This window comes from Pseudomonas sp. KB_15 (assembly GCF_052114525.1).
Classification (GTDB): domain Bacteria; phylum Pseudomonadota; class Gammaproteobacteria; order Pseudomonadales; family Pseudomonadaceae; genus Aquipseudomonas.
This window is the reverse complement of record NZ_JBFREX010000015.1, coordinates 1-22,101: the sequence shown is the minus strand read 5'-3', so window position 1 is coordinate 22,101 and position 22,101 is coordinate 1. Positions and strand designations below refer to the sequence as shown.

Below are 22,101 nucleotides of genomic sequence, written 5' to 3'. Positions count from 1 at the left end.
TGGTTTTACACCGCTCGGGCCTGAGCGACTATCCAATACACAAGAATGTCCTCTGGAGCATCCGAACGTGTTCGAGCTTGAGTATTGGCAACGCAAAGCCGCTTCCCTGCAGTTTCCCGACCGAGCCGTGATCGATGGCCAGCGCCGAGCGGCGCAATCGGGGCAGACTTTCGCCGCAATCAATCCAGCCACCGGGCAATGCCTGGCCAATGTCGCGGCCTGTGGCGAGGATGATGTGAACGCGGCGGTGCGCAATGCGCGGCAAGTGTTTGAAGCCGGCACCTGGTCGGCACGTTCGCCGACCGAACGTAAACAAGTGCTGTTGCGCCTGGCCGAATTGATCCTTGAAAACCGTGAAGAACTGGCGCTGCTCGATTCGCTGAACATGGGCAAGCCCGTCACGGACGCCTACAACATCGATGTGCCGGGTGCCGCCGGGGTGTTCCGCTGGTACGCCGAGAGCCTCGACAAACTCTACGATCAGGTCGCACCGAGTGCGCAGAACGTGCTGGCGACCATCACCCGCGAAGCCCTTGGTGTGGTGGCTGCCGTGGTGCCGTGGAATTTTCCGCTGGACATGGCCGCGTGGAAACTCGCCCCGGCCCTGGCCGCCGGTAACTCGGTGATTCTCAAGCCGGCCGAGCAGTCACCGTTTTCGGCCTTGCGTCTGGCGGAGCTGGCGCTTGAAGCCGGTGTGCCTGCGGGTGTGTTGAACGTGCTGCCGGGCCTGGGTGAGCAAACCGGCAAGGCCCTCGGTCTGCACCCGGACGTCGATTGCCTGGTGTTCACCGGCTCCACCGAAGTCGGCAAATATTTCATGCAGTACTCGGCACAATCGAACCTGAAACAGGTGTGGCTGGAGTGCGGCGGCAAGAGCGCCAACCTGGTGTTCGCCGATTGTCAGGACCTGGATCTGGCGGCCGAAAAAGCCGCGTTCGGCATCTTTTTCAATCAGGGCGAAGTCTGCTCGGCCAACTCGCGGTTGCTGGTACAGCGCTCGATTCATGACGCGTTCGTCGAACGCCTCAAGGCCCAGGCGGAACGCTGGTTGCCGGGCGATCCGCTGGACCCGTCGAGCGCTGCCGGTGCCATCGTCGACAGCCGTCAGACCGCGCACATCATGAAGTTCATCCAGCAGGCCGAGCAGCAAGGCGCGACCAAGATCTGTGGCGGTCGGCAGTCGATCTTCAACGGCTCCGACAACTTCATCCAGCCGACGATTTTTACCGGCGTGACGCCGGACATGCCGCTGTTTCGCGATGAAGTGTTCGGCCCGGTGCTGGCCGTCACGGCGTTCGACGACGAGGCCCACGCCTTGCACTTGGCCAACGACAGCGTCTACGGGCTGGCGGCTTCGCTGTGGACCGACGACCTCAACCGCGCCCACCGCGTGGCGCGACAATTGCGGGCGGGTACGGTGTCGGTCAACAGCGTCGATGCGCTGGACGTGACCGTACCGTTTGGCGGCGGCAAGCAGTCCGGTTTCGGCCGCGACCTGTCCCTGCATTCATTCGATAAATACACCCAGTTGAAGACCACCTGGTTTCAATTGCGCTGATAACAAAACGGAGAACTGGCGATGACCACACCACGTGAAACCCGCGACTACCAGGCCGCCGACGCTGCGCACCACATCCATGCGTTCGTCGATCAGAAAGCCCTCAACGACGAAGGGCCACGGGTGATGGTCCGTGGCGAACGCCTGCACTTGTGGGACAACGATGGCCGGCGTTACCTCGACGGCATGTCCGGGCTGTGGTGCACCAACCTCGGTTACGGGCGCAAGGACCTGGCGGCCGCGGCGAGCCGGCAACTGGAACAGCTGCCGTACTACAACATGTTTTTCCACACCACCCACCCGCAGGTGATCGAGCTGTCCGAGCTGCTGTTCAGCCTGCTGCCGGGGCACTACAGCCACGCGATCTACACCAACTCCGGCTCCGAAGCCAACGAGGTGTTGATCCGCACGGTGCGTCGTTACTGGCAGGTGCTCGGCAAGCCCGAGAAGAAAATCATGATCGGCCGCTGGAACGGTTACCACGGTTCGACCCTGGCCGCGACGGCACTGGGCGGCATGAAGTTCATGCACGAAATGGGCGGCATGATTCCGCACATCGAGCACATCGACGAGCCGTACTTCTTCGCTCACGAGGGCAACCTGACGCCAGCCGAATTCGGTCTGCGTGCGGCACAGCAACTGGAAGCGAAGATTCTCGAACTGGGTGCGGACAAGGTCGCAGGCTTCATCGCCGAACCGTTCCAGGGCGCTGGCGGCATGATCTTCCCGCCAGAAAGCTACTGGCCGGAAATCCAGCGCATCTGCCGCAAATACGACGTGCTGCTGTGCGCCGATGAAGTGATCGGCGGCTTCGGTCGTACTGGCGAATGGTTCGCCCATGAGTACTTCGGTTTCGAGCCGGACACCCTGTCCATCGCCAAGGGCCTGACCTCGGGTTACATCCCCATGGGCGGCTTGATCCTGTCGAAAAAAATGGCCTCGGTGCTGGTGGAGCAGGGCGGTGTATTTGCCCACGGCCTGACCTATTCCGGGCACCCGGTGGCGGCGGCGGTGGCGATTGCCAACCTCAAGGCGCTGCGCGATGAAGGCGTGGTGACGCGGGTCAAGGATGACATCGGCCCGTACCTGCAACAGTGCCTGCGCGAAGTGTTCGGCAAGCACCCGCTGGTGGGTGACATCCAGGGCACGGGCATGGTTGCGGCACTGCAACTGGCGGAAGACAAAAACAGCCGCAAGCGTTTTGCCAACGAGAACGACATCGCCTGGCGTTGCCGCACGATTGGCTTCGAGGAAGGGGTGATCATTCGTTCGACATTGGGCCGGATGATCATGGCGCCGGCGTTGATTGCCAGTCGTGAAGAGATTGATGAGCTGGTCGGCAAGACCTTGAAAGCGGTGGATCGAACGGCGCAGGAATACGGCCGGCTCTGATCTCACCTGAAGGTCCTGCGGACCTTAATCGCGAGCAAGCTCGCTCCCACATTGGCTTTGTGTCTGACACAAACCCCCTGTGGGAGCGAGCTTGCTCGCGATAGCTATTGCTCAAACAACACATTTCCCATGTCTTGCACCCACCCCGTGCATCCCCGCCCACAACGCCCGTTCGCGGTGCGCGCTAACGAGTTTTTTCATCGTTCGCATCCACATATTTCCTCATTTTCCTAATCCCGCCCTTGGGCCAACATCGATCTCGCCAGCCCGCCGAATGCTGCCCGCCGAAGGGTCCCTCAGAGACCACAGGTAGCAGCCGATTCAGGGCTCGCCGTACTGCCCATGACAAAACTAAATCAACAGCTTTGGGAGTGCTCCATGATCAAGTCCTTGCTTACGCGCGTTGCCCATCCACTGGCGGTCACCGCCATTGCCGCGACGGTCGCCACCAGCGCCCAGGCCGGCACCCTGTCCATCGGTCATACCACCTGGGTCGGCTACGGCACCCTGTACCTGGCCCAGGACCTTGGCTACTTCAAGGAAAACGGTTTGACCGTCGAGTTGCCGGTGGTCGAAGAAGCGGCGATGTACATGGCCGCACAAGCATCCGGTGAGTTGTCCGGCTCGGCGTCGACCATCGACGAGGTGCTCAAGTACCGTCCGCAATTCTGCTTCAAGGCCGTGGCCGCGCTGGACGACAGCCATGGTGGCGACGGCGTGCTGGTGGGCAAGGACGTCAAGAGCCTGCAAGAGCTCAAGGGCCAGGCCGTGGCGGTGAACGAAGGTTCGACCTCGCAGTTCTGGTTGTCGTATCTGCTGAAAAAGAACGGCATGAAAATGAGCGACATCACCGTGCAGAACATGACGGCCGACGATGCCGCCACCGCGTTCATCGCCGGTCGTGTACCCGCTGCCGTGACCTGGGAGCCGCACCTGTCGATGGTGCGCGACAAGAAACAGGGCAAGGTACTGGTCGACAGCAGCAGCACGCCGGGTGTGATCGTCGACGTGGTGGCATTGAACTGCACCGTCATCGAAAAACAGCCGGAAGACGTCAAGGCACTGGTGGCCGGTTTGTACAAAGCCGTGCAGTACACCAAGGATCATCCGCAGGAAGCCTACAAAATCATGGCCAAGGGTGTCGGCKGTTACCTGGCCGATCCGAAGGAACTCGAAGCGGCCRCCCAAGGCGTGCGTTTCTACGATCAGGCCATGAGTGAACAACTCCTGGGCGCGCCGGGCAAACCGGGTGACAGCGCGCCGCTGATCAAGCTGGCCAACGAGACCGCCAGTGAGCTGCAAGGCAAGCCCTACAACGTCAGCAATGACGACCTGATCGACAACCGTTTCGTCACCCCCCTCTAGGAGGTTTGCATGTTCAAGCGCAATTCATGGCTGAGCCGCTGCGTCACGCCCAAGACCGGCCTGCCGGTCTCGGTGATCTGGAGCGCGAGCGGTCTGGCCTGGGTGCTGCTGGTCGGCCTGTGGGCCGGCTTGTCCTACGGTGGCGTGGTGCCGGGCATGTTCCTGCCCACACCGGGCGCGGTGGTCGAGGCCGCCGTACGCCTCGGTCGCGACGGCACCCTCGGCCAGCATGTGTGGGCCAGCGTCGAAGTGGTGATGGTCGGTTTCATCGTGTCGTCCCTGGTGGCCGTGCCGCTGGGACTGTTGATGGGCAGCTTCCGCATCGTCCAGGCGTTCCTGGAACCGATGGTCAACTTCATCCGCTATTTGCCGGTGACCTCGTTCGTACCGCTGTTCATCCTGTGGATCGGTATCGGCCTGGAGCAGCGGGTTTCGGTGATCATCTTCGGCGTGTTTTTCCAGCAACTGGTGATGATCGCGGACGTGTCCAAAGGCATTTCCAAGGACCTGATCAATGCCTCCTATACCCTCGGTTCGAATCGTCGTGATGCGGTGCTGCACGTGATCGCTCCAGCTTCGCTACCCGGCGTGCTCGATACCCTGCGCGTCACCATGGGCTGGGCCTGGACTTACCTGGTGGTGGCTGAACTGGTCGCCGCTTCCAGTGGCCTGGGTTACCTGAGCCTCAAGGCCATGCGTGGCTTCCAGGTGGATGTGATTTTCCTCGCCATCGCGATCATCGGCCTGCTGGGTCTGGTCACCGATCAACTGTTCCGTTTCCTACGTCTGAGGATCACCGCATGGGCTCAGTAACTGCCGCCACTCATCGTTTTGTCGCTCCTCAGACTGCCCCGGTGAACGCACCTCGGCTGCAAGTGGACAAGGTCAGCCTGAGTTACAAGAAGCCCGATGGCGGAACCTTTACCGCGTTACAGGAGGTGTCGTTCGAGGTGCCGGACCAGCAATTCGCTGTGCTGGTGGGGCCTTCGGGCTGCGGCAAGTYGAGCCTGCTGTACCTCACCGCCGGCCTGGCCGAACCGACCTCGGGCGAGATTTACGTCGGCGGCCAACAGGTGGAAGGCCCCGGTGCGGATCGCGGCATGGTGTTCCAGAGCTACACGCTGTTCCCGTGGCTGACCGTGCGGCAGAACGTCGAGTTCGGCCTCAAGCGTCGCGGCATGCCGGCGGCGCAACGCAAGGATATCGTCGACTACTACGTCAATGAAGTGGGCCTGAGCGGCTTTGCCGACAACTACGCCAAGCAGTTATCCGGCGGGATGATGCAGCGTGTCGCCATTGCCCGCGCGCTGGCCAATGACCCGCAGATCCTGCTGATGGACGAACCCTTCGGTGCCCTCGACAGCCAGACGCGCCTGCAAATGCAGCAGTTGTTGCTGCGGGTGTGGGGCAACAGCAAGAAGACCGTGTTGTTCGTGACCCACGACATCGACGAGGCGATTTTGCTCGGCGACCGGGTCTATGTCATGGGCGCCAGGCCTGGGCGGATCAAGCAGATCCTCGATGTGCCGATCGAGCGTCCACGCAACCTGGACATGGTCATGGAGCGCYCGTTCATCGAGATGAAGCGCGAGATCTTCGGGCTGCTGCATGATGATCTGGAAGAGGTGCATTAAACCTGATTCGAGCCGATGCACCATCCCTGTGGGAGCGAGCTTGCTCGCGATAGCGATTTGTCATTCAACAATGATGTCGACTGACACGACGCCATCGCGAGCTAGCCCGCTCCCACAGGATTTGCATCTGACTTGAGTGAGGCGCTACGGCGCAGCCGGCAACAGGAACCGGGCAAGCACCGGTAAGTGATCGGAGATACGCAATGTATCGTCTTGCCTTACCATGGCTTCGACCCGTTTGATCCGCGGACTGTAGAACAGGTAGTCGACGGTCCGGTCGGGGCCGTTCAGCCCGGGATCGTTCGGGTAATGCGTCAGCCAGCGTTCACGGTCGATGCCACTGGCTTCGTTGTTGGTCGGGATCATCGGGTACTTGTCCCACAGCACATGCAACGCACTGTCGGCGGAGTAGGGTGTGCGTTGCGCATCGGGCAGGCGTCGATACTGGCCCAGCGGCAACAGGTTGAAATTCCCGCCGATCAGCCACGGCGTGCCACGGCTTTCGAATTTATCGAGGGCCCTGGCTACGGCGTTCATCTGGTTTTGCAAGGTATTGTCGACTTGGGTGGCGCGGTCCAGATGGGTATTGAGCACCGCCAGCTGCCCGCCATCACTCAACGGCAAGTAGCTCACCAGCAAGGCGTCTCTGGGTTTGAACTGGCGGCTGACCGGATTGCCCGAGGCGACGGGCAGTTGCAGACGTTCGGCATGTTCGATCTGGTAACGGCTCAGGGTTGCCAGTTGCCGACCGACGCTGCCGAAAATGTGCGGGTCCGGCACGAAGTCGGCCTTCCAGTCGAAGGCGCTGGTGCCACACGGATACAAGTCGGCGAGCCGTTCCTGCAGCAGTTTGAACTGGTGCTGGTAATCGCTGGCCTTGGCGCCGTCGTCCAGCTCCTGCAACAGCACGATGTCCGGTTGTTCGTCGCGAATCACCCGCGCCACTTCGTCAAGGCTGAAGGCCATGTCTTCCGCTGTGGGGCGTTCGTCGGTGCCGGCGGCCAGGTCATTCCAGAACACGTAACGCTTGCCGGCCAGGTACTGGACGTTCCAGGTCATCACCTTCAGCGCCTGCCCGGGGACCAGGGTGGGTGCCTGGGCACTGCAACTGACCGGCAAAACTTCTTTGGTGTCGGGGCGCCAGGTCAGGCTGTAGATCATCACGGCGATCAGACCGGTCACGATCAGCAGGCCCAGCAGGGTGTAGCGCAGTAGACGGGTCATGGCTCGGCTTATTGGCGTTACAAAATTGTTCCCGAGCATACCCGAGAGCGATGGTCGCGCCCTAGGTCAGAGTGAGCTGTCATTTCTCTCAGGCAACGGGTTGATCAGCATGAACAAACGGAACAGCACCACGCTGGTAAACAGCTGCAGGAAACTGTGGGCGCTGTCGATCAGCAGCGAAATCACCGGGTTTTGCGGTTCCGGATACACCGCCAGGGTCGCTCCCTTGAGCAACCACAACGGCCCCATCACACACAGAATGCACAGCAGGATGCGCAGAAAGTGGCCTTGGGTCATGCGCAGGCTTTCCTTCATGGCCGCCAGCGGGGCCAGGCCACGCAACACCAGCAGATACTCACCAAACGCCAGGGTCACCATCAGGTAGATACCCGGCAGGAAGTACAGCGACAGGCCGAGCAGGATCAGCACGGTATTGAGCGCCGTCAGCAGGGCGAAGCGTGGCCACAGGCTTGCCGCCATCGCCAGCAGGTCGCGGTTGCGCGGCGACTCGCCCCGGCTGCGGGCGTCGAGAAACAGAATCAGCGCGGCGGTATACAGCGGGTACACCAGCAGGCCGACAATCACGCTGATGCCGGGGAAACTGTCCGGCTCGGTGGAGTGGTCGACCACTTGTTGCAGCAGCGCCTCAAGCATCACCAGCGGCAGGCACAGCTGCACGATCTGGCTCAGATTGCGCTTGAAGAAATACAGCGAGTCACGCAGGACATCTAACGGATTCATCAGTGGGTATCGCAGGTTGGACGCAGTGGCTCACTTTAACCGATCAAGCGCTCGGGGACGCAAACGTAAACGTTCGGTAAAGGTCATTGAAACATATTGTTTCAGCCTCCATTAAGGTTGAGCACCTTATCCTCAGTGGATAAAGGCAACGATTTTCCCGGCAATCTACGAGGTCGCCATGAACAGCGAAGAACAAACCCTGATCGATGGACTGTTTTCCCGGCTGCAACAGGCCGAAACGGACTCAGCCCCGCGCGATGCCCAGGCCGAGGCGCGGATCAAGGAACACCTGACGCGCCAGCCAGCGGCAGGTTATTTCATGACCCAGGCGATTCTGGTGCAGGAGGCGGCGATCAAGAGCCTTGATGAACAGAACAGGCAACTGACCCAGCAAGTTCAGCAGTTGCAGGCAGAATTGCAACAAGCCAAGGCCCAACCGGCTGCTCCGGCACCGGGTAGCGGTGGCTTTTTGTCGAGCATTTTTGGCGGCAGCTCTCGTGAGCGACAGCCGGCACCCACCCAGAGCGCACCACCATCGAGCGGTGGCTGGCGTGAGCCGGGGCGCTCGTCGTTTGGCGCGCCACCGCCCCAGCAGAACTTCGGCGCCCCGCAGCAAAACTTTCCACAGCAGGGCTATGCGCCGCAACAGCAGGCCCCGGCAGCGGCCGGCAGCAGTTTCCTCGGTGGCGCATTGAAAACCGCGGCCGGTGTCGCCGGTGGCGTGATGCTGGCCCAAGGCATCAGCAGCCTGTTCCATCACAATCAGCAACCGGAAATCGTTGAAGTCATCAAGGAAGAGCCGGCCCAGGTCAACGATCAGGGCAACAATGGCTGGGGCGAGGACCAGCGCATGGCTGGTAACGACTCCTACAGCAACGATCAGAGCGGGTTCAGCGACGCTGACTACAGCGATGACTCGTTATTCGGCGGCGACGACGATTCCTTCGTCTGACACACCTGTGGCGAGGGAGCTTGCTCCCTCGCCACATAGCCGATTATTCGCGGAACAATCCTTCGGGCTGGCATACTGGGCGACTTCTCGGGCCTGGTGCCTGATTCAGCCTTTGAGGAAAGCCGGTGAAAAAAATCGCAGTGTTCGCCGATGTCCAGAACCTCTACTACACCGTGCGTCAGGCCTATGGTTGTCACTTCAACTACGCCGCGCTGTGGGCTGACATCAGCAAACAGGGCGAGATCGTCGAAGCCTACGCCTACGCCATCGACCGTGGCGACAGCAAACAGCAGCAGTTCCAGCAGATCCTGCGCAACCTCGGTTTCACCGTGAAGCTCAAGCCTTACATCCAGCGTAGCGATGGTTCGGCCAAGGGCGACTGGGACGTGGGCATCACCCTCGACATCATGGATGCCGCCGATCATGTCGACGAAATCGTGCTGGCCTCCGGCGATGGCGATTTCGACATGCTGCTCGAACGCATCATCAGCAAGCACGGCGTGCAAGCGGTGGCCTACGGCGTACCGGGCCTGACCGCCAACTCGCTGATCCGCGCCGCCAGCCGCTACGTGCCAATCGAAGGCGCGTTGCTGCTCAAGAATTGATTTTTACGGAGTTGAACCAGGTTTGGAACGCATAGCAGTCATCGACTTTGAAACCACCGGTATCTCCCCGAGCAGCAGCTGCCGGGCCACGGAAATTGCCGTGGTGATCCTTGAGCAGGGGCGCATCGTCGAGCGTTACCAAAGCCTGATGAACGCTGGCGTCCGCGTCCCGGCCTTCATTGAGCAGCTCACCGGCATCAGCAACGCCATGCTGCGCACCGCGCCGTCGGCAGAGCAGGTGATGAACGAAGTGAATGAATTTGTCGGCATCACGCCGTTGCTCGCGCACAACGCGGCATTCGACCAGAAGTTCTGGGACTTCGAACTGGGGCGAATCAAACGCACCCGATTGCAGAACTTTGCCTGCTCGCTGCTATTGGCCCGGCGCCTGATGCCCGCCGCGCCGAACCACAAACTCGGCACCCTCACCACGTTTGCCAACCTGCCCCACACCGGCAAGGCCCACCGGGCCATGGCCGATGCCGAGATGGCCGCCAACCTGACGGCGCACCTGGAGGAAGAGTTGCTCCAGAAGCATGGTTTGCGCGAGCTATCCCATGACTTACTGTGCAAGTTGCAGAAGGTCCCGGCGGCAAAAGTGGGCGAACATCTCAAACGGTATCGTTAATCCCGAAAACACCGCAAATCCCATGTAGGAGCGAGCCTGCTCGCGATGAACCCGAGAACAGTGCGGGGTGTCAGGTTTCCCGCGTTATCGTTGGCGACCATCGCGAGCAGGCTCGCTCCTACAGGTTCCGCGTTCGATCAAAGCTTGCCATTCCCTTCGATATGCCCCAACGGCACCCGCTTCTCTATCGCACTCGACAGCACAATCGACGTCTTGCTGAACCCGAACGTGGCGATCCGGTTGATCAGCTCTTCCAGCTCCGGCATTGAGCCCACCGCCGCTTGCATGATCACGCAGGGGTCGCCGGTCACCCGATGGCATTCGGTCAGTTGCGGGATCTTGATCAGGTCGTCGTAGGCTTTCTGGTTGCCGTGCTGGTTCAGGCGCAGTTCGATCACGCACTGGATCGGCAGGCCCAGTTTGGCCATGTCGACTTTCGCCTGATAGCCGGTGATCACGCCGCTGGCTTCGAGCTTGGCCACGCGCTCGGCCACGGCCGGGGCGGACAGGTTGACCTTGCGCGCCAGGTCCGCGTAGGACGCGCGACCGTTTTCCAGCAACGCGCTGAGCAGCATGCGGTCGTATTTGTCCATGGGACGACTCCTGAAAATGACTGGCTTTCGAAAGCACGGTTTATCGCAAGAAACTCCGTGTTTTGAAAAGTGTACCGGTGCGATAAACAGGTTTTGTAACTTATTTTCCGCCGTTGGCCTTTCTAGAATAGCCGTTCACTTGTCTTGCCTGCGAGCTGCCCCCATGCCTGGCCCACGTCGCTTTCCCTTGCCACTGATCGCCGCCTTCTTCGCGCTGTACGTGATTTGGGGCTCGACCTACCTGGTGATTCGCATCGGCGTGGAATATTGGCCGCCGCTGCTGCTCGCCGGGATCCGTTTCGTCATCGCCGGGACCTTGATGTACGCCTTCCTGCGCTGGCGCGGGGCGCCGGCGCCGACCTGGGCGCAGTGGAAAGCCGCCGGGGTCATCGGCGTGTTGCTGCTCGCCTGTGGTAATGGCGCGGTCAGTGTCGCCGAGCACACCGGTGTGGCTTCCGGTGTCGCCGCGTTGGCGGTGGCGACGGTGCCGCTGTTTACCTTGCTCTGTGGATATTTCTGGGGCGCGCGTAATACCCGTCTCGAATGGGCCGGGATAGTGCTCGGGTTGATCGGCATTGCCATGCTCAATCTTGGTTCCAACCTGCAATCGAGTCCGTTGGGCGCGGCGTTGTTGATTTTCGCGGCAGCGACCTGGGCCTTCGGTTCGGTCTGGAGCAAACATTTGCCGCTGCCCCAAGGCGCGATGGCCAGTGCCGTGGAAATGCTGGTGGGTGGCGTGGTGTTGCTGATCGGCAGTGCGGTCAGTGGTGAACACCTGGAGAAAGTGCCGCCGATCGAAGGCTGGGCCGCGCTGGCTTACCTGACCGTCTTCGGTTCGATCATCGCCTTCAACGCCTACATGTACCTGTTGAAACACGTGCGTCCGGCGGCGGCCACCAGTTATGCCTACGTCAACCCGGCGGTGGCAGTGTTGCTGGGGATCGTGTTCGTCGGTGAAACCATCGGCATCGAAGAAGCCCTGGCGATGGCGGTGATCATCAGTGCCGTGGTGCTGATCGGATTACCGCAGTGGCGTAGGGCGCCGGTTAAGCCTGTGGTGACGGTGGTGCCGACAGAATCCCGTGTGAATTAGGGTAAACTGCGCGCCATTGCATCTCGTTTTGCACACTTGTTTTGAACAACCCGCGCTGAATTTTCCTACGGTACTCCCATGACTTTCGCCACCCTTGGCCTGATCGAACCCTTGCTGCGCTCCCTCGAGACGCTTGGCTACCAGACTCCGACGCCGGTTCAGGCGCAAGCCATTCCGGCGGTGCTGGCCGGTCGCGACCTGATGGCCGCCGCCCAGACCGGCACCGGCAAGACCGCCGGTTTTGCCCTGCCGCTGTTGCAACTGCTGGCCATGGAAGGGCCGAAAGTCACCGCCAACTCGGTACGCGCGCTGATCCTGGTGCCGACCCGCGAGCTGGCCGAGCAAGTTCACGAAGCCGTGCGCCAGTACGCCGAGAACCTGCCGTTGCGCACTTACGCGGTGTACGGCGGCGTCAGCATCAACCCGCAAATGATGAAGCTGCGCAGCGGCGTCGACCTGTTGGTGGCGACCCCGGGCCGCTTGCTCGACCTGTTCCGCCAGAACGCGCTGAAGTTCAACCAGTTGCAAACCCTGGTTCTGGACGAAGCCGATCGCATGCTCGACCTGGGCTTTTCCGAGGAGCTGGCGAACATTTACCGCGCGCTGCCGAAGAAACGCCAGACGCTGCTGTTCTCCGCGACCTTCTCCGACGACATCCGTCTGCTGGCCGGGCAGATGCTCAACGATCCGCTGAGCATCGAAGTCAGCCCGCGCAACGTCGCGGCCAACACCGTCAAGCAATGGATCGTGACGGTGGACAAGAAGCGCAAGCCGGAGCTGTTCGTGCACCTGATGCGCAAGGGCAAGTGGAAGCAGGTGCTGGTGTTCGCCAAGACGCGTAACGGTGTGGACGCGCTGGTGGAGAAGCTTCAGGGCCTGGGCATCAATGCCGACGGCATCCACGGCGACAAACCCCAGGCGACCCGTCAGCGCGCACTGGACCGGTTCAAGGCGAGTGAAGTGCAGATTCTGGTCGCCACCGACGTCGCCGCCCGTGGTCTGGACATCGAGGACTTGCCGCTGGTGGTCAACTTCGACCTGCCGATCGTGGCCGAGGACTATATCCACCGCATCGGTCGTACCGGCCGCGCGGGTTCGACCGGTGAGGCGATTTCCCTGGTGTGCGCCGATGAAGTGAATCTGCTGTCGGCCATCGAGATGCTGACCCGCCAGACCCTGAAACGTCAGAACGAGCCGGATTTCGAGCCTGAGCACCGGGTGCCGGATACCGATGCCAGCGGCCAGGTAGTCAAGAAACCGAAAAAACCGAAGAAGCCCAAGGCTTCCGGCGGTGGCGGTGGTAAACGCAATCTTGGCAAGTGGGTGGATAGCGGAGAGGTTGCGCCGGCGGAGCCTTCGATCAAGCCTGTGCGCAAAGTGCCGGTGTTCAATACCGGGCCGCGCAAGCGCAAGCCTTAATAGTAGTAGCGTTGGCTAGACCGCTATCGCGAGCAGGCTCGCTCCCACACTGGATCTGTGTCGTTCACAAATTCTGTGATCACAGAAAATCAATGTGGGAGCGAGCCTGCTCGCGATGGCGGCACCTCGGTCTTCAGCCCTTGCGCTGCAACCACTCAATCATTCCAAGTCCCGCCGCTCGCCCACTGGCGAAACACGCGGTCAGCAGATAACCGCCTGTCGGCGCTTCCCAATCAAGCATTTCCCCGGCGCAAAACACGCCAGGCATTTGCTTGAGCATCAAGCGCTCATCCATCGCCTCGAACAACACGCCGCCCGCGCTGCTGATGGCCTCGTCCAGTGGACGGGTTTTCATCAGTGTCAGAGGTAATGCCTTGATCGCGTTGGCCAGCAAGGCCATATCGGCGAAGCATCCGGCGCTGGTCAGTTCACGCAATAGCGCCGCTTTTACCCCATCGATGCCCAACTGACTGTGCAGGTGCTTGGCCATGGAGCGCGATCCCCGGGGCTTGCTCAACGCCGCCTGAACTTTATCCACAGGCCGGCCGGGCAGCAGGTCCAGATGAATCGTTGCCGAACCGTGCCGGTTGATTGCTTCGCGGATGGGGGCCGACAGGGCGTAGATCAAACTGCCCTCGATCCCGGTGGCGGTGATCACACATTCGCCGAGTCGCGGAACGTCGTCGTTAAGGCCGATGGCGATATTTTTCAGCGGCGCGCCGGCGAATTTGCTGACCATCAATTCGCTCCAGGCCTGCACCTCGAAGCCGCAATTGCTCGGTTGCAACGGCGCCAGTCCTACACCGTGCTGCTCCAGTGGCTGCATCCATGCGCCGTCAGAGCCCAGGCGCGACCAACTGCCGCCACCGAGGGCCAGCAGGGTGGCATCGGCTTGAACGGTCTTCTCGCCTTCCGGACTGTCGATGCGCAATCCGCCAAGCTCGTCCCAGCCCAACCAGCGGTGGCGGGTGTGGATAACTACGCCGCTGTCGCGCAGGCGCTTGAGCCAGGCACGTAGCAGCGGCGCGGCTTTCATGTCGGTGGGGAACACCCGGCCGGAGCTGCCGATGAAGGTTTCGATGCCCAGGTCATGAATCCACTGGCACAGCGCTTCGGCGCCAAAGCCGCGCAGCAACGGGGCGATCTGCGGGGCGCGTTCGGCGTAGCGCGAGAGAAACGCCGGGTAGGCTTCGGAGTGAGTGATGTTCATGCCGCCGACCCCAGCCAGCAGGAATTTTCGCCCGACCGAAGGCATGCCGTCGTACAGGTCGACCTTGATCCCGGCCTGGCTCAACACTTCGGCCGCCATCAGACCGGCGGGGCCGCCACCGATGATGGCGACATTATGGGAGAGGGCTGACGAGGATTGGGTCATGGAATGCGCTGCGGTCTGACGGGACAAGTCGCGCATTCTATCAGCACAGCCCCATGTGGGAGCGGGCTTGCTCGCGAAAGCGGCGTGTCAGCCAACATCAATTTTGACTGACAGATTGCATTCGCGAGCAAGCCCGCTCCCACATTTGAGTTGTGGTGTTATTAAGGTCTGGTTAAAAAACAACCATCGCTCTGTGGGCTATACGCTCTGTGGGCTGTAAGCCCTTTCACTCAGGTTATCCACAGGCAGTTCCACAGGCATTGTGGGTAAAGCATCCACAGCTCAGTGACAACCTGATGACTGCCAGACGCGCTGCGCACTGTGATGAAGGATGCCGTGACGGCGGGCCAGGGCCTGGCGGTCCTTGCTGTAGCCGCCGCCGATCACCCCGACCAGCGGAATGTCGCGGCCCAGGCAATGGCGCATCACGCTTTCATCGCGGGCGGAGACGCCTTCGTCTGTCAGCTTCAGGTAACCCAGGGCGTCGTCCTTATGCACATCGACCCCGGCGTCATACAACACCAGATCCGGCTGGTAGAGCGGCAGCAGGTAGTTGAGTGCATCGTCCACCACTTTCAGGTAATCGGCATCGCCCATGCCGTTGGGCAGCGGAATGTCCCAATCACTTTCGGCTTTGCGTGCGGGAAAGTTCTTCTCGCAGTGCAGGGAAACGGTCACCGCCTCTGGAGTGTTGTGCAGTATTCGTGCAGTCCCGTCGCCCTGATGCACGTCGCAATCGAAGATCAGCACCCGATTCACCCGACCACTTTCCAGCAGGTAATGGCTGATCACCGCCAGGTCGTTGAAGATGCAGAACCCGGCCGGGTAGTCGTAGTGCGCGTGGTGGGTGCCGCCCGCCAGGTGACAGGCCAGGCCATGTTCCAGCGCCTGCTCGGCCGCCAGCAACGAGCCACCGACCGCCCGCACCGTACGCCGGGCCAGGGCTTCGTTCCAGGGCAGGCCGAGGCGGCGCTGGTCTTCGCGGGATAGTTCGCCACTCATGTAGCGTTCGATATACGAAGGGTCATGGGCGAGGGCGAGAATGTCTGCGGGACACAATTCCGGGCGCAACAGGTCGGCGTCGCGGGTCAGGCCACTGTCCACCAGGTGATCGCGCAACAGGCGAAACTTGTCCATGGGGAAGCGGTGGTCCGCCGGAAACTCGGGGCTGTAGTCTTCGTGGTAGATCAGGGGCAGGGGCATGACTGATTTATCTGGAAAGCAGACGGGAATGAGAGAAGGATCCTACCAGCGTTGTAGAATTGCGACATTGAAATGGAGGGGCGGGGCACGATGGAGCCAATTCTGGAGCTTGAAAGTGCACGACTGCTGTTGCGCCAGTGGCGTGATGAAGATTTGCCGGAGTTTGCGGCGATGTGTGCCGATCCGCAGGTCATGCGCTACTTCCCGGCGACCATGAGCCGACTGGAAAGCGCATCATTGATCGGGCGAATCCGTGGTCATTTCGCCGAGCATGGTTATGGTCTCTGGGCCTTGCAGCGAAAAGACTCTGGCCAATTCATCGGATTTACCGGGCTCAACGTGGTCGGATTCGACGCGCCTTTCACCCCCGCCACGGAAATCGGCTGGCGCCTGGCCCGCGAGCACTGGGGCTTGGGTTATGCCAGTGAAGCGGCGTGGACCGCTCTGCGCTGCGGGTTCGACCGCTTGCCGCTGAAAGAGGTCGTGGCATTCACCACGCAAACCAATCTGCCATCAGAGAAAGTCATGCAGGCCATCGGCATGCACCATGATCCGGAAAATGACTTCGATCACCCGCAACTCGAGGCCGATCATCCGTTGTGTCGGCATGTGCTGTATCGCATCAGCCGCGAACAATGGCTGCAAACCTTGCATGGATAAGCTGGCTCGGACGTTTACAATAGCCATTATCTTGGCCCGTGCCAGAAACTGAATCGACCGTCGCAGCCTGGACTGCGCGGCATTGTTTTGCGTGAGGAGAGTCTGAATGAGCCAAGTGTTGGATGATCTGGTCGACCTGCTGAGTCTGGAACCGATCGAAGAGAACCTGTTCCGCGGTCGTAGCCAGGACCTGGGTTTTCGCCAGCTGTTTGGCGGCCAGGTGCTCGGCCAGTCGCTGTCGGCGGCCAGTCAGACGGTTGAAGAGGCACGCCATGTGCATTCGATGCATGGCTACTTTTTGCGTCCGGGCGATGCCAAGTTGCCGGTGGTTTATTCCGTTGACCGCGTGCGCGACGGTGGCAGTTTCAGTACGCGCCGGGTGACGGCGATCCAGAAGGGCCACCCGATCTTCACTTGCAGCGCCTCGTTCCAGTACGACGAGGAAGGCTTTCAGCATCAGAGCGAAATGCCGGTAGTGGTCGGCCCGGAAAATCTGCCTTCGGAGCTGGAAATCACCCAGCAGCGTGCGCACCTGATTCCCGAGAAAATGCGCGAAAAGCTGTTGTGCCCGAAACCGATCGAATTCCGTCCGATCACCGAGAAAGATCCCTACAATCCGCTGCCGTCCGACCCGGTCAAGTACGTCTGGTTCCGCGCTGACGGCGCCTTGGCCGATTCGCCGGCGCTGCATAAATACCTGCTGGCCTATGCCTCGGACTTCGGCCTGCTGGTCACGTCGATGCAGCCCCATGGCAAAACGGTGTGGAACAAGGACATGCAGGTCGCCAGCCTCGATCACGCACTGTGGTTCCATCAGGATCTGCGCGCCGATGACTGGTTGCTCTACGCGATGGACAGCCCGTGGGCCGGCAACTCGCGTGGATTCTCCCGGGGCAGTGTGTTCAATCGTGCCGGGCAACTGGTGGCTTCGGTCACCCAGGAAGGCTTGATCCGTCACCGCAAGGATTGGGCATGAGCCTGGCCGACCTGCGTCACTGGGTGTTCGACATGGACGGCACGCTGACCGTGGCCGTGCACGACTTCGCGGCGATTCGCGTGGCGTTGGCGATTCCTGCCGAACACGACATCCTGACCCACCTCGCCGCACTGCCGGCCGATGAGGCCGCTGCCAAGCATGCGTGGCTGCTGGAGCATGAACGGGACCTGGCCCTCGGTTCGCAACCGGCGCCGGGAGCGGTGGAGCTGGTGCGCGAGCTGGCCGGGCGCGGTTATCGCCTGGGCATTCTCACGCGCAATGCCCGAGAGCTGGCACATGTCACGCTGGAGGCCATTGGTCTGGCCGACTGCTTTGCGCTGGAGGATGTGTTGGGCCGAGATGATGCACCGCCCAAGCCGCATCCGGGCGGGCTGCTGAAACTGGCTGAAGCGTGGAAAGTGCCGGCGAGCGAGATGGTGATGGTGGGCGATTACCGTTTCGATCTCGATTGCGGGCGAGCGGCGGGTGCGCGCACGGTGCTGGTGAATCTGCCGGATAATCCGTGGCCGGAATTGACCGATTGGCATGCGGCGGATTGTGTCGAGTTGCGGCAGATGCTGTTGGCTTGACGAATTTGTTGTCTGCCAAACCGCCATCGCGAGCAAGCTCGCTCCCACATGGATCTGGATGAAATCAAAGGTATTTGGAACACCAGAGAACCACTGTGGGAGCGAGCTTGCTCGCGATGGCGTCAATTCAGGCACCCTGAAACTCACTGCCCAAACAACGCCTTCTGCCCCTCCGGCGACGTAAACATCCCGTCCCCGTTATGCCCGACTCCGGGTACTTCAATCAGTTGCTGATTCAACCCTTGCGGTTGCAGCCGCTTCAGATAGTCAAAGTAAAAACGCCCGCGAGCCAGTCGATAAGGTCCCTGCGCCTTGGCTTCGCAATTTTTATCCAGCGCCGGATGATTCGGGTCGGTGTCCTGCTGGCCCAGTAGATAAACGATGTCGCGCTTGAGGTACTTTTCCTGCAGTTGAGCGGGAGTTTGTCCTTCGGCGTAAGCGGGCAAATCCGTCAGCCCATATTTCCAGCGATTGAATTGCGGGCAACCGGCGTGGCTGAATGCCACCGGCCGGCGTTCATCGAAATAGGCATAGGACGACGGGTTGGCGATCACGTATCGCACTTGCACGCCTGCTGCTTCGAGGGCTGGCTGATCATGACCGAGCAACGCATAGCGCTGAACCACCTGCGCGCCGCCTGAGTGCCCGGCGATGACGATTTGCTTCACATCCGGAAACTGCTGGCGGTCACCCAGGCGGGCGATGATTTCGTCGAGCGCGGCGTAGGAACTCAGCCGAAACGGCGCCGTGGATTCACCGCCGGCCATCCACGCATTGCCTTGCCAGCGCAAAACGGTGTCGGCCACCGGATGGATCGCAACGTCGGTTTCATTGAGGAATTGCGGGGCGATCACCAGGGTCGTTGCGCTTTGCCCGGCCAGTTCGGCCGCGTGTTCACCGCTCTGGAGATAGGTTTGCGCATTGCGCAAGCGACCGTGGAGGATGATCAGCACCCGTTCGATTTTTGCCGGGGCAGGGCTGATGCCCACCGCGATTTCACCTGATTTCAACAACAGGCGCCCTGAGCTGAGGTCTTTGACCCCATGCTCGGCGGCCTGGGACGTTGCGCAAGTAAACAGAACAACCAACAACCACTTCTTCATTTACAGATTTTTCGCCGCAAAGGTATCGCACTGGCCAACCTGGCCTTGGGCGAAACCGGTTTTAAACCAGCGCACCCGTTGCGCCGACGTACCGTGGGTGAACGAGTCCGGGACCACACGGCCCTGACCCTGTTGCTGCAAACGATCGTCACCGATGGCGTTCGCTGCGTTCAGTGCTTCTTCGATGTCGCCCGGTTCCAGCCAGTTCAGGCGCTTCTGTGCATTGTTGGCCCAGACGCCGGCCAGGCAATCGGCTTGCAGTTCCTGACGAACCAGCAAACCACCGTCGCCTTCCATCTGCCGGCCTTGTTGGCGTGCGGCCTGAATTTTCGCGGACACTCCGAGCAAGGTCTGCACATGGTGTCCGACTTCGTGAGCGATCACATAGGCCTGGGCGAAATCGCCCGCGGCGGAAAAGCGTTGGGACATTTCCTGGAAGAACGCCATGTCCAGGTAGACTTTCTGGTCGGCCGGGCAATAGAACGGGCCAGTCGCCGAGGAGGCCAGACCGCAGGCCGAATTCACTCGGTTGCTGAACAGCACCAGGGTCGGGTCTTTGTATTGGCGGCCGGCCTGCTGGAATATCGCGCCCCAGGTGTCCTCGGTGTCGCCGAGGATCGAACGCACGAATTGCGCGCTCTCATCATTGACCGGCGGTGCCTTGCGACTCTGGTTGGTGGCGGGTGCCGATTGCTGGCCCATTTGCCCGGTCAGTTGCCCGAGGATTTGCAGCGGATCCTGGCCAGTGATCCAGCCGATGCCGACGATCAGGAGGATCGCCGTCAGGCTCAGGCCCTTGCCACCGCCGAAGCGCATCCCGCCGCCGCCACTGCCGACATCATCACCACGGGCATCGACCACGTTGTCRCTGCGTCGGCCTTTTCTCCATAGCATGTGGGAATCCTCTTCTGTTCCGGGTAAAGCTCTGTGCGATGAGTGTTGCTGCCAAGTGGGAGCGGCGCCAGTCCGGTCGTCAGACTACCGGTTGTGCGACTGGTTCCGAATTTTGCTTCGTGGGGCTTCTCTTCTAGAATCAGCYAAATTTTGTTTGGGACCTACCATGGCTGGCAGTCAGATCGAACGTGTCTTCAGCGTGCTGGAAAGCCTGACTGGTGAACCGCAGGGTTTGCCGATGCAAACGCTGGCCGAGCAGCTGGAAATCCCTAAAAGCGCGACTCATCGGTTGCTCGCCGAACTGATTCGCCTGGGTTACGTGCGGCAGAATCCGGACAACCTGCGCTATCACCTCTCGACCAAACTGGTGGCCATGGGCTTTCGATACCTGTCCGGCAGCGGTGCGGATATCGTTCAGCCGGTGCTCGATCGTCTGGCCGGGGAAACCGGTGAGCTGGTGCGTCTGGGGGTGATCCAGGGTGAACGACAGGTCTGGATCGCCAAGTCCCAGGGCGCCCGCTCGGGTCTGCGCTACGACCCCGACATGGGGCGCGATGCGCCTTTGTTCTACACGGCTTCCGGGCATGCGTGGCTGGCGTGCATGAGCGATGCCGAGGCGCTGTCTCTGGTCGAGCGGCAAGGGGCCGAATTGCCTCGGGACGTCGGGCCTAATGCACCGCGTTCGAGTATTGAACTGCTGGAGCGTTTACGCCTGGCGCGGGAGCAAGGCTACGCGTGGGTCGAGGAAAGTTCGGCGGTGGGTACCTCGGCGATTGCCGCCGTGGTCCGTCATCCACTGGATGGGCGGGTCATTGGCGTGCTCAGTATTGCCGGGCCAAGCGCGCGAATGCCCGGTGCGCGTTTGCATGAGTTGGCGTCGACCCTGTTGAAGTACGCCGAAGAGCTTTCGCTGGCGAGCCAGGCGTCAGAGTTGTTCAGTTGAACGCGATGTCCGCTTGAATAAACAGTGTGCGGTATTCGCACACTTTCTTGAGTCGTCGATGTCATAAAGTGGAACCGGATTCTAAATTATTCAAGCCTCGCCTCCACTCATAAAAGGACCTCGTCTTGACGTCGCCCAGCAGCACCCCGCTTTCCGGCGTCAATCAGCCCTTCAAAGGGATCCTGCTGATCGTTGTCGCGACTTTCCTGTTTTCCAGCCATGACGCTTTGTCGAAGTACCTTTCCGGGTTTTATCCGATTGTCATGGTGGTGTGGGCGCGCTATGTGGTTCACACCCTGCTGATGGCGGGGATTTTTCTGCCGCAATCCGGGTTGCGTGTCCTGCGCACCAAACGACCGATGCTGCAGTTGTTCAGGGCGTTGTGCCTGTTGGGCACCAGCCTGTTCTTCACCACGGGTTTGCAGTACATCCCGCTGGCCGAAGCCACGGCGGTCAACTTTCTTGCGCCAGTGCTGGTGACGGCGCTTTCGGTTCCGTTGCTGAAGGAGCGGGTGACGCGTGGTCAGTGGATTGCGGTGATTTGCGGATTCATCGGTGTGCTGATCATCGTGCACCCGGGAGGGGAGTTGTTCACCCCGGCGGTCTTGCTGCCGCTCTGCTCGGCGCTGTTTTTCTGCTTCTATCAACTGCTCACCCGCAAGCTCAGCGAAGTCGATAGCCCGACCACCAGCAACTTCTTTGCCGGCCTGTGTAACACCCTGGTGATGAGCGCGCTGGTGCCGTTCTTCTGGCAACTGCCGAGTCTGATGCACGGGGCGATGATGCTGGCGCTGGGCGCGTGCGGGATGACTGCGCATCTGTTTCTGACCCAGGCGTTCCGCCATGCCGCGCCGGCCTTGCTGGCACCATTCGGCTATTGCCAGATTGTGTTTGCCGGGTTGTTGGGCTGGTTGCTGTTTGCGCACACGCCGACCCTGACCACCGTGGTCGGTATTGCCGTGATCTGTTGCAGCGGACTGGCGGCAGCGTGGCAGCAAAGCCGTCGCTGAAAGAGAGGCGTCAGGCCTGATGCCAGTCAGTAAAGCGGTAATGCGATCTGTAGCAGCTGCCGAGCCCGCGAGGCGGCGTTCGGCTGCGAAGCAGTCGTAAAATCAGTCATTGCGGTACGTCAGGCAGGCCGCGTCAGCTGGAC

General features: G+C 61.0%; 22 protein-coding genes. 15 read left to right on the top strand and 7 right to left on the bottom strand.

Going from position 1 to position 22,101, the window contains the following annotated elements; all coding sequences use genetic code 11:
- Positions 1–67: 67 nt before the first annotated feature.
- The 5 genes from AB4Z35_RS14875 (at position 68) to AB4Z35_RS14855 (ending at position 5,949) form a co-directional block, all read left to right on the top strand.
- Positions 68–1,558 carry an aldehyde dehydrogenase gene (locus AB4Z35_RS14875; RefSeq protein ID WP_442097812.1) on the top strand — a complete coding sequence of 497 codons (1,491 nt, stop codon included), beginning with the start codon at positions 68–70 and terminating at the stop codon, positions 1,556–1,558.
- Positions 1,559–1,579: 21 nt separating this feature from the next.
- Positions 1,580–2,950: an aspartate aminotransferase family protein gene (locus AB4Z35_RS14870; RefSeq protein ID WP_442097811.1), complete on the top strand. Its 1,371-nt coding sequence runs from the start codon at positions 1,580–1,582 to the stop codon at positions 2,948–2,950.
- 378 nt (positions 2,951–3,328) lie between these two features.
- Complete coding sequence (locus AB4Z35_RS14865; RefSeq protein ID WP_442097809.1) at positions 3,329–4,315, top strand: ABC transporter substrate-binding protein; 987 nt, start codon at positions 3,329–3,331, stop codon at positions 4,313–4,315.
- A gap of 9 nt (positions 4,316–4,324) precedes the next feature.
- Positions 4,325–5,128: an ABC transporter permease gene (locus AB4Z35_RS14860; protein WP_442097808.1), complete on the top strand. Its 804-nt coding sequence runs from the start codon at positions 4,325–4,327 to the stop codon at positions 5,126–5,128.
- Positions 5,116–5,949, top strand: coding sequence for an ABC transporter ATP-binding protein (locus AB4Z35_RS14855; RefSeq protein WP_442097806.1), 834 nt, complete (start codon positions 5,116–5,118; stop codon positions 5,947–5,949). The genes AB4Z35_RS14860 and AB4Z35_RS14855 overlap by 13 nt, the downstream gene beginning before the upstream one ends.
- 144 nt (positions 5,950–6,093) lie before the next feature.
- On the opposite strand, the gene AB4Z35_RS14850 is transcribed toward AB4Z35_RS14855, so the two are convergent.
- Entirely contained in the window at positions 6,094–7,173 is a 1,080-nt protein-coding gene (locus tag AB4Z35_RS14850) for an endonuclease/exonuclease/phosphatase family protein (RefSeq protein WP_442097804.1), read from the bottom strand.
- 66 nt (positions 7,174–7,239) lie between these two features.
- Positions 7,240–7,914 carry a YciC family protein gene (locus AB4Z35_RS14845; protein WP_442097802.1) on the bottom strand — a complete coding sequence of 225 codons (675 nt, stop codon included), beginning with the start codon at positions 7,912–7,914 and terminating at the stop codon, positions 7,240–7,242.
- Positions 7,915–8,092: 178 nt separating this feature from the next.
- On the opposite strand from AB4Z35_RS14845, the gene AB4Z35_RS14840 reads away from it, so the two are divergent.
- The 3 genes from AB4Z35_RS14840 (at position 8,093) to AB4Z35_RS14830 (ending at position 10,099) form a co-directional block, all read left to right on the top strand.
- Complete coding sequence (locus tag AB4Z35_RS14840; protein ID WP_442097800.1) at positions 8,093–8,866, top strand: DUF2076 domain-containing protein; 774 nt, start codon at positions 8,093–8,095, stop codon at positions 8,864–8,866.
- Positions 8,867–8,991: 125 nt separating this feature from the next.
- Positions 8,992–9,471 carry a LabA-like NYN domain-containing protein gene (locus AB4Z35_RS14835; protein WP_007990686.1) on the top strand — a complete coding sequence of 160 codons (480 nt, stop codon included), beginning with the start codon at positions 8,992–8,994 and terminating at the stop codon, positions 9,469–9,471.
- 22 nt (positions 9,472–9,493) lie between these two features.
- On the top strand, positions 9,494–10,099 hold the full coding sequence (locus AB4Z35_RS14830; RefSeq protein WP_442097798.1) for a 3'-5' exonuclease: 606 nt from the start codon (positions 9,494–9,496) through the stop codon (positions 10,097–10,099).
- 137 nt (positions 10,100–10,236) lie between these two features.
- Here AB4Z35_RS14830 and AB4Z35_RS14825 read toward each other — a convergent pair whose 3' ends face one another.
- Complete coding sequence (locus tag AB4Z35_RS14825) at positions 10,237–10,692, bottom strand: Lrp/AsnC family transcriptional regulator (protein WP_007994028.1); 456 nt, start codon at positions 10,690–10,692, stop codon at positions 10,237–10,239.
- Between the two features lie 163 nt (positions 10,693–10,855).
- Between AB4Z35_RS14825 and yedA the strand changes: the two genes are divergently transcribed.
- Together yedA and AB4Z35_RS14815 are read left to right on the top strand one after the other, a co-directional pair.
- The gene (gene yedA / locus AB4Z35_RS14820; RefSeq protein ID WP_007990691.1) at positions 10,856–11,785 is read left to right on the top strand and encodes a drug/metabolite exporter YedA; all 930 of its coding nucleotides are present in this window, start codon (positions 10,856–10,858) and stop codon (positions 11,783–11,785) included.
- Between the two features lie 78 nt (positions 11,786–11,863).
- On the top strand, positions 11,864–13,204 hold the full coding sequence (locus AB4Z35_RS14815) for a DEAD/DEAH box helicase (protein ID WP_015096940.1): 1,341 nt from the start codon (positions 11,864–11,866) through the stop codon (positions 13,202–13,204).
- A gap of 133 nt (positions 13,205–13,337) precedes the next feature.
- Here the strand turns inward: AB4Z35_RS14815 and AB4Z35_RS14810 are convergent, their stop codons facing one another.
- Both AB4Z35_RS14810 and AB4Z35_RS14805 read right to left on the bottom strand, forming a co-directional pair.
- Positions 13,338–14,579, bottom strand: a complete 1,242-nt coding sequence (locus tag AB4Z35_RS14810) for a TIGR03862 family flavoprotein (RefSeq protein WP_442097797.1) — start codon at positions 14,577–14,579, stop codon at positions 13,338–13,340.
- Between the two features lie 282 nt (positions 14,580–14,861).
- Positions 14,862–15,782: a histone deacetylase family protein gene (locus AB4Z35_RS14805; protein WP_442097796.1), complete on the bottom strand. Its 921-nt coding sequence runs from the start codon at positions 15,780–15,782 to the stop codon at positions 14,862–14,864.
- Positions 15,783–15,872: 90 nt separating this feature from the next.
- On the opposite strand from AB4Z35_RS14805, the gene AB4Z35_RS14800 reads away from it, so the two are divergent.
- The 3 genes from AB4Z35_RS14800 (at position 15,873) to AB4Z35_RS14790 (ending at position 18,008) form a co-directional block, all read left to right on the top strand.
- Entirely contained in the window at positions 15,873–16,442 is a 570-nt protein-coding gene (locus AB4Z35_RS14800) for a GNAT family N-acetyltransferase (protein ID WP_442097795.1), read from the top strand.
- A gap of 106 nt (positions 16,443–16,548) precedes the next feature.
- A complete protein-coding gene (gene tesB, locus AB4Z35_RS14795; protein WP_442097794.1) occupies positions 16,549–17,418 on the top strand; it encodes an acyl-CoA thioesterase II in 870 nt (289 codons plus the stop codon).
- Entirely contained in the window at positions 17,415–18,008 is a 594-nt protein-coding gene (locus tag AB4Z35_RS14790) for an HAD family hydrolase (protein WP_442097792.1), read from the top strand. Before tesB ends, AB4Z35_RS14790 begins: the two co-directional genes overlap by 4 nt.
- Positions 18,009–18,151: 143 nt before the next feature.
- Here the strand turns inward: AB4Z35_RS14790 and AB4Z35_RS14785 are convergent, their stop codons facing one another.
- Complete coding sequence (locus tag AB4Z35_RS14785) at positions 18,152–19,111, bottom strand: alpha/beta fold hydrolase (protein WP_442097791.1); 960 nt, start codon at positions 19,109–19,111, stop codon at positions 18,152–18,154.
- A complete protein-coding gene (gene ypfJ, locus AB4Z35_RS14780) occupies positions 19,112–20,005 on the bottom strand; it encodes a KPN_02809 family neutral zinc metallopeptidase (protein ID WP_442097790.1) in 894 nt (297 codons plus the stop codon).
- Between the two features lie 166 nt (positions 20,006–20,171).
- Here ypfJ and AB4Z35_RS14775 point away from each other — a divergent pair, with 166 nt between their 5' ends.
- Together AB4Z35_RS14775 and AB4Z35_RS14770 are read left to right on the top strand one after the other, a co-directional pair.
- Entirely contained in the window at positions 20,172–20,948 is a 777-nt protein-coding gene (locus AB4Z35_RS14775) for an IclR family transcriptional regulator (RefSeq protein WP_442097789.1), read from the top strand.
- Positions 20,949–21,073: 125 nt separating this feature from the next.
- Entirely contained in the window at positions 21,074–21,958 is an 885-nt protein-coding gene (locus AB4Z35_RS14770; RefSeq protein WP_007995364.1) for a DMT family transporter, read from the top strand.
- Positions 21,959–22,101 lie beyond the last annotated feature (143 nt).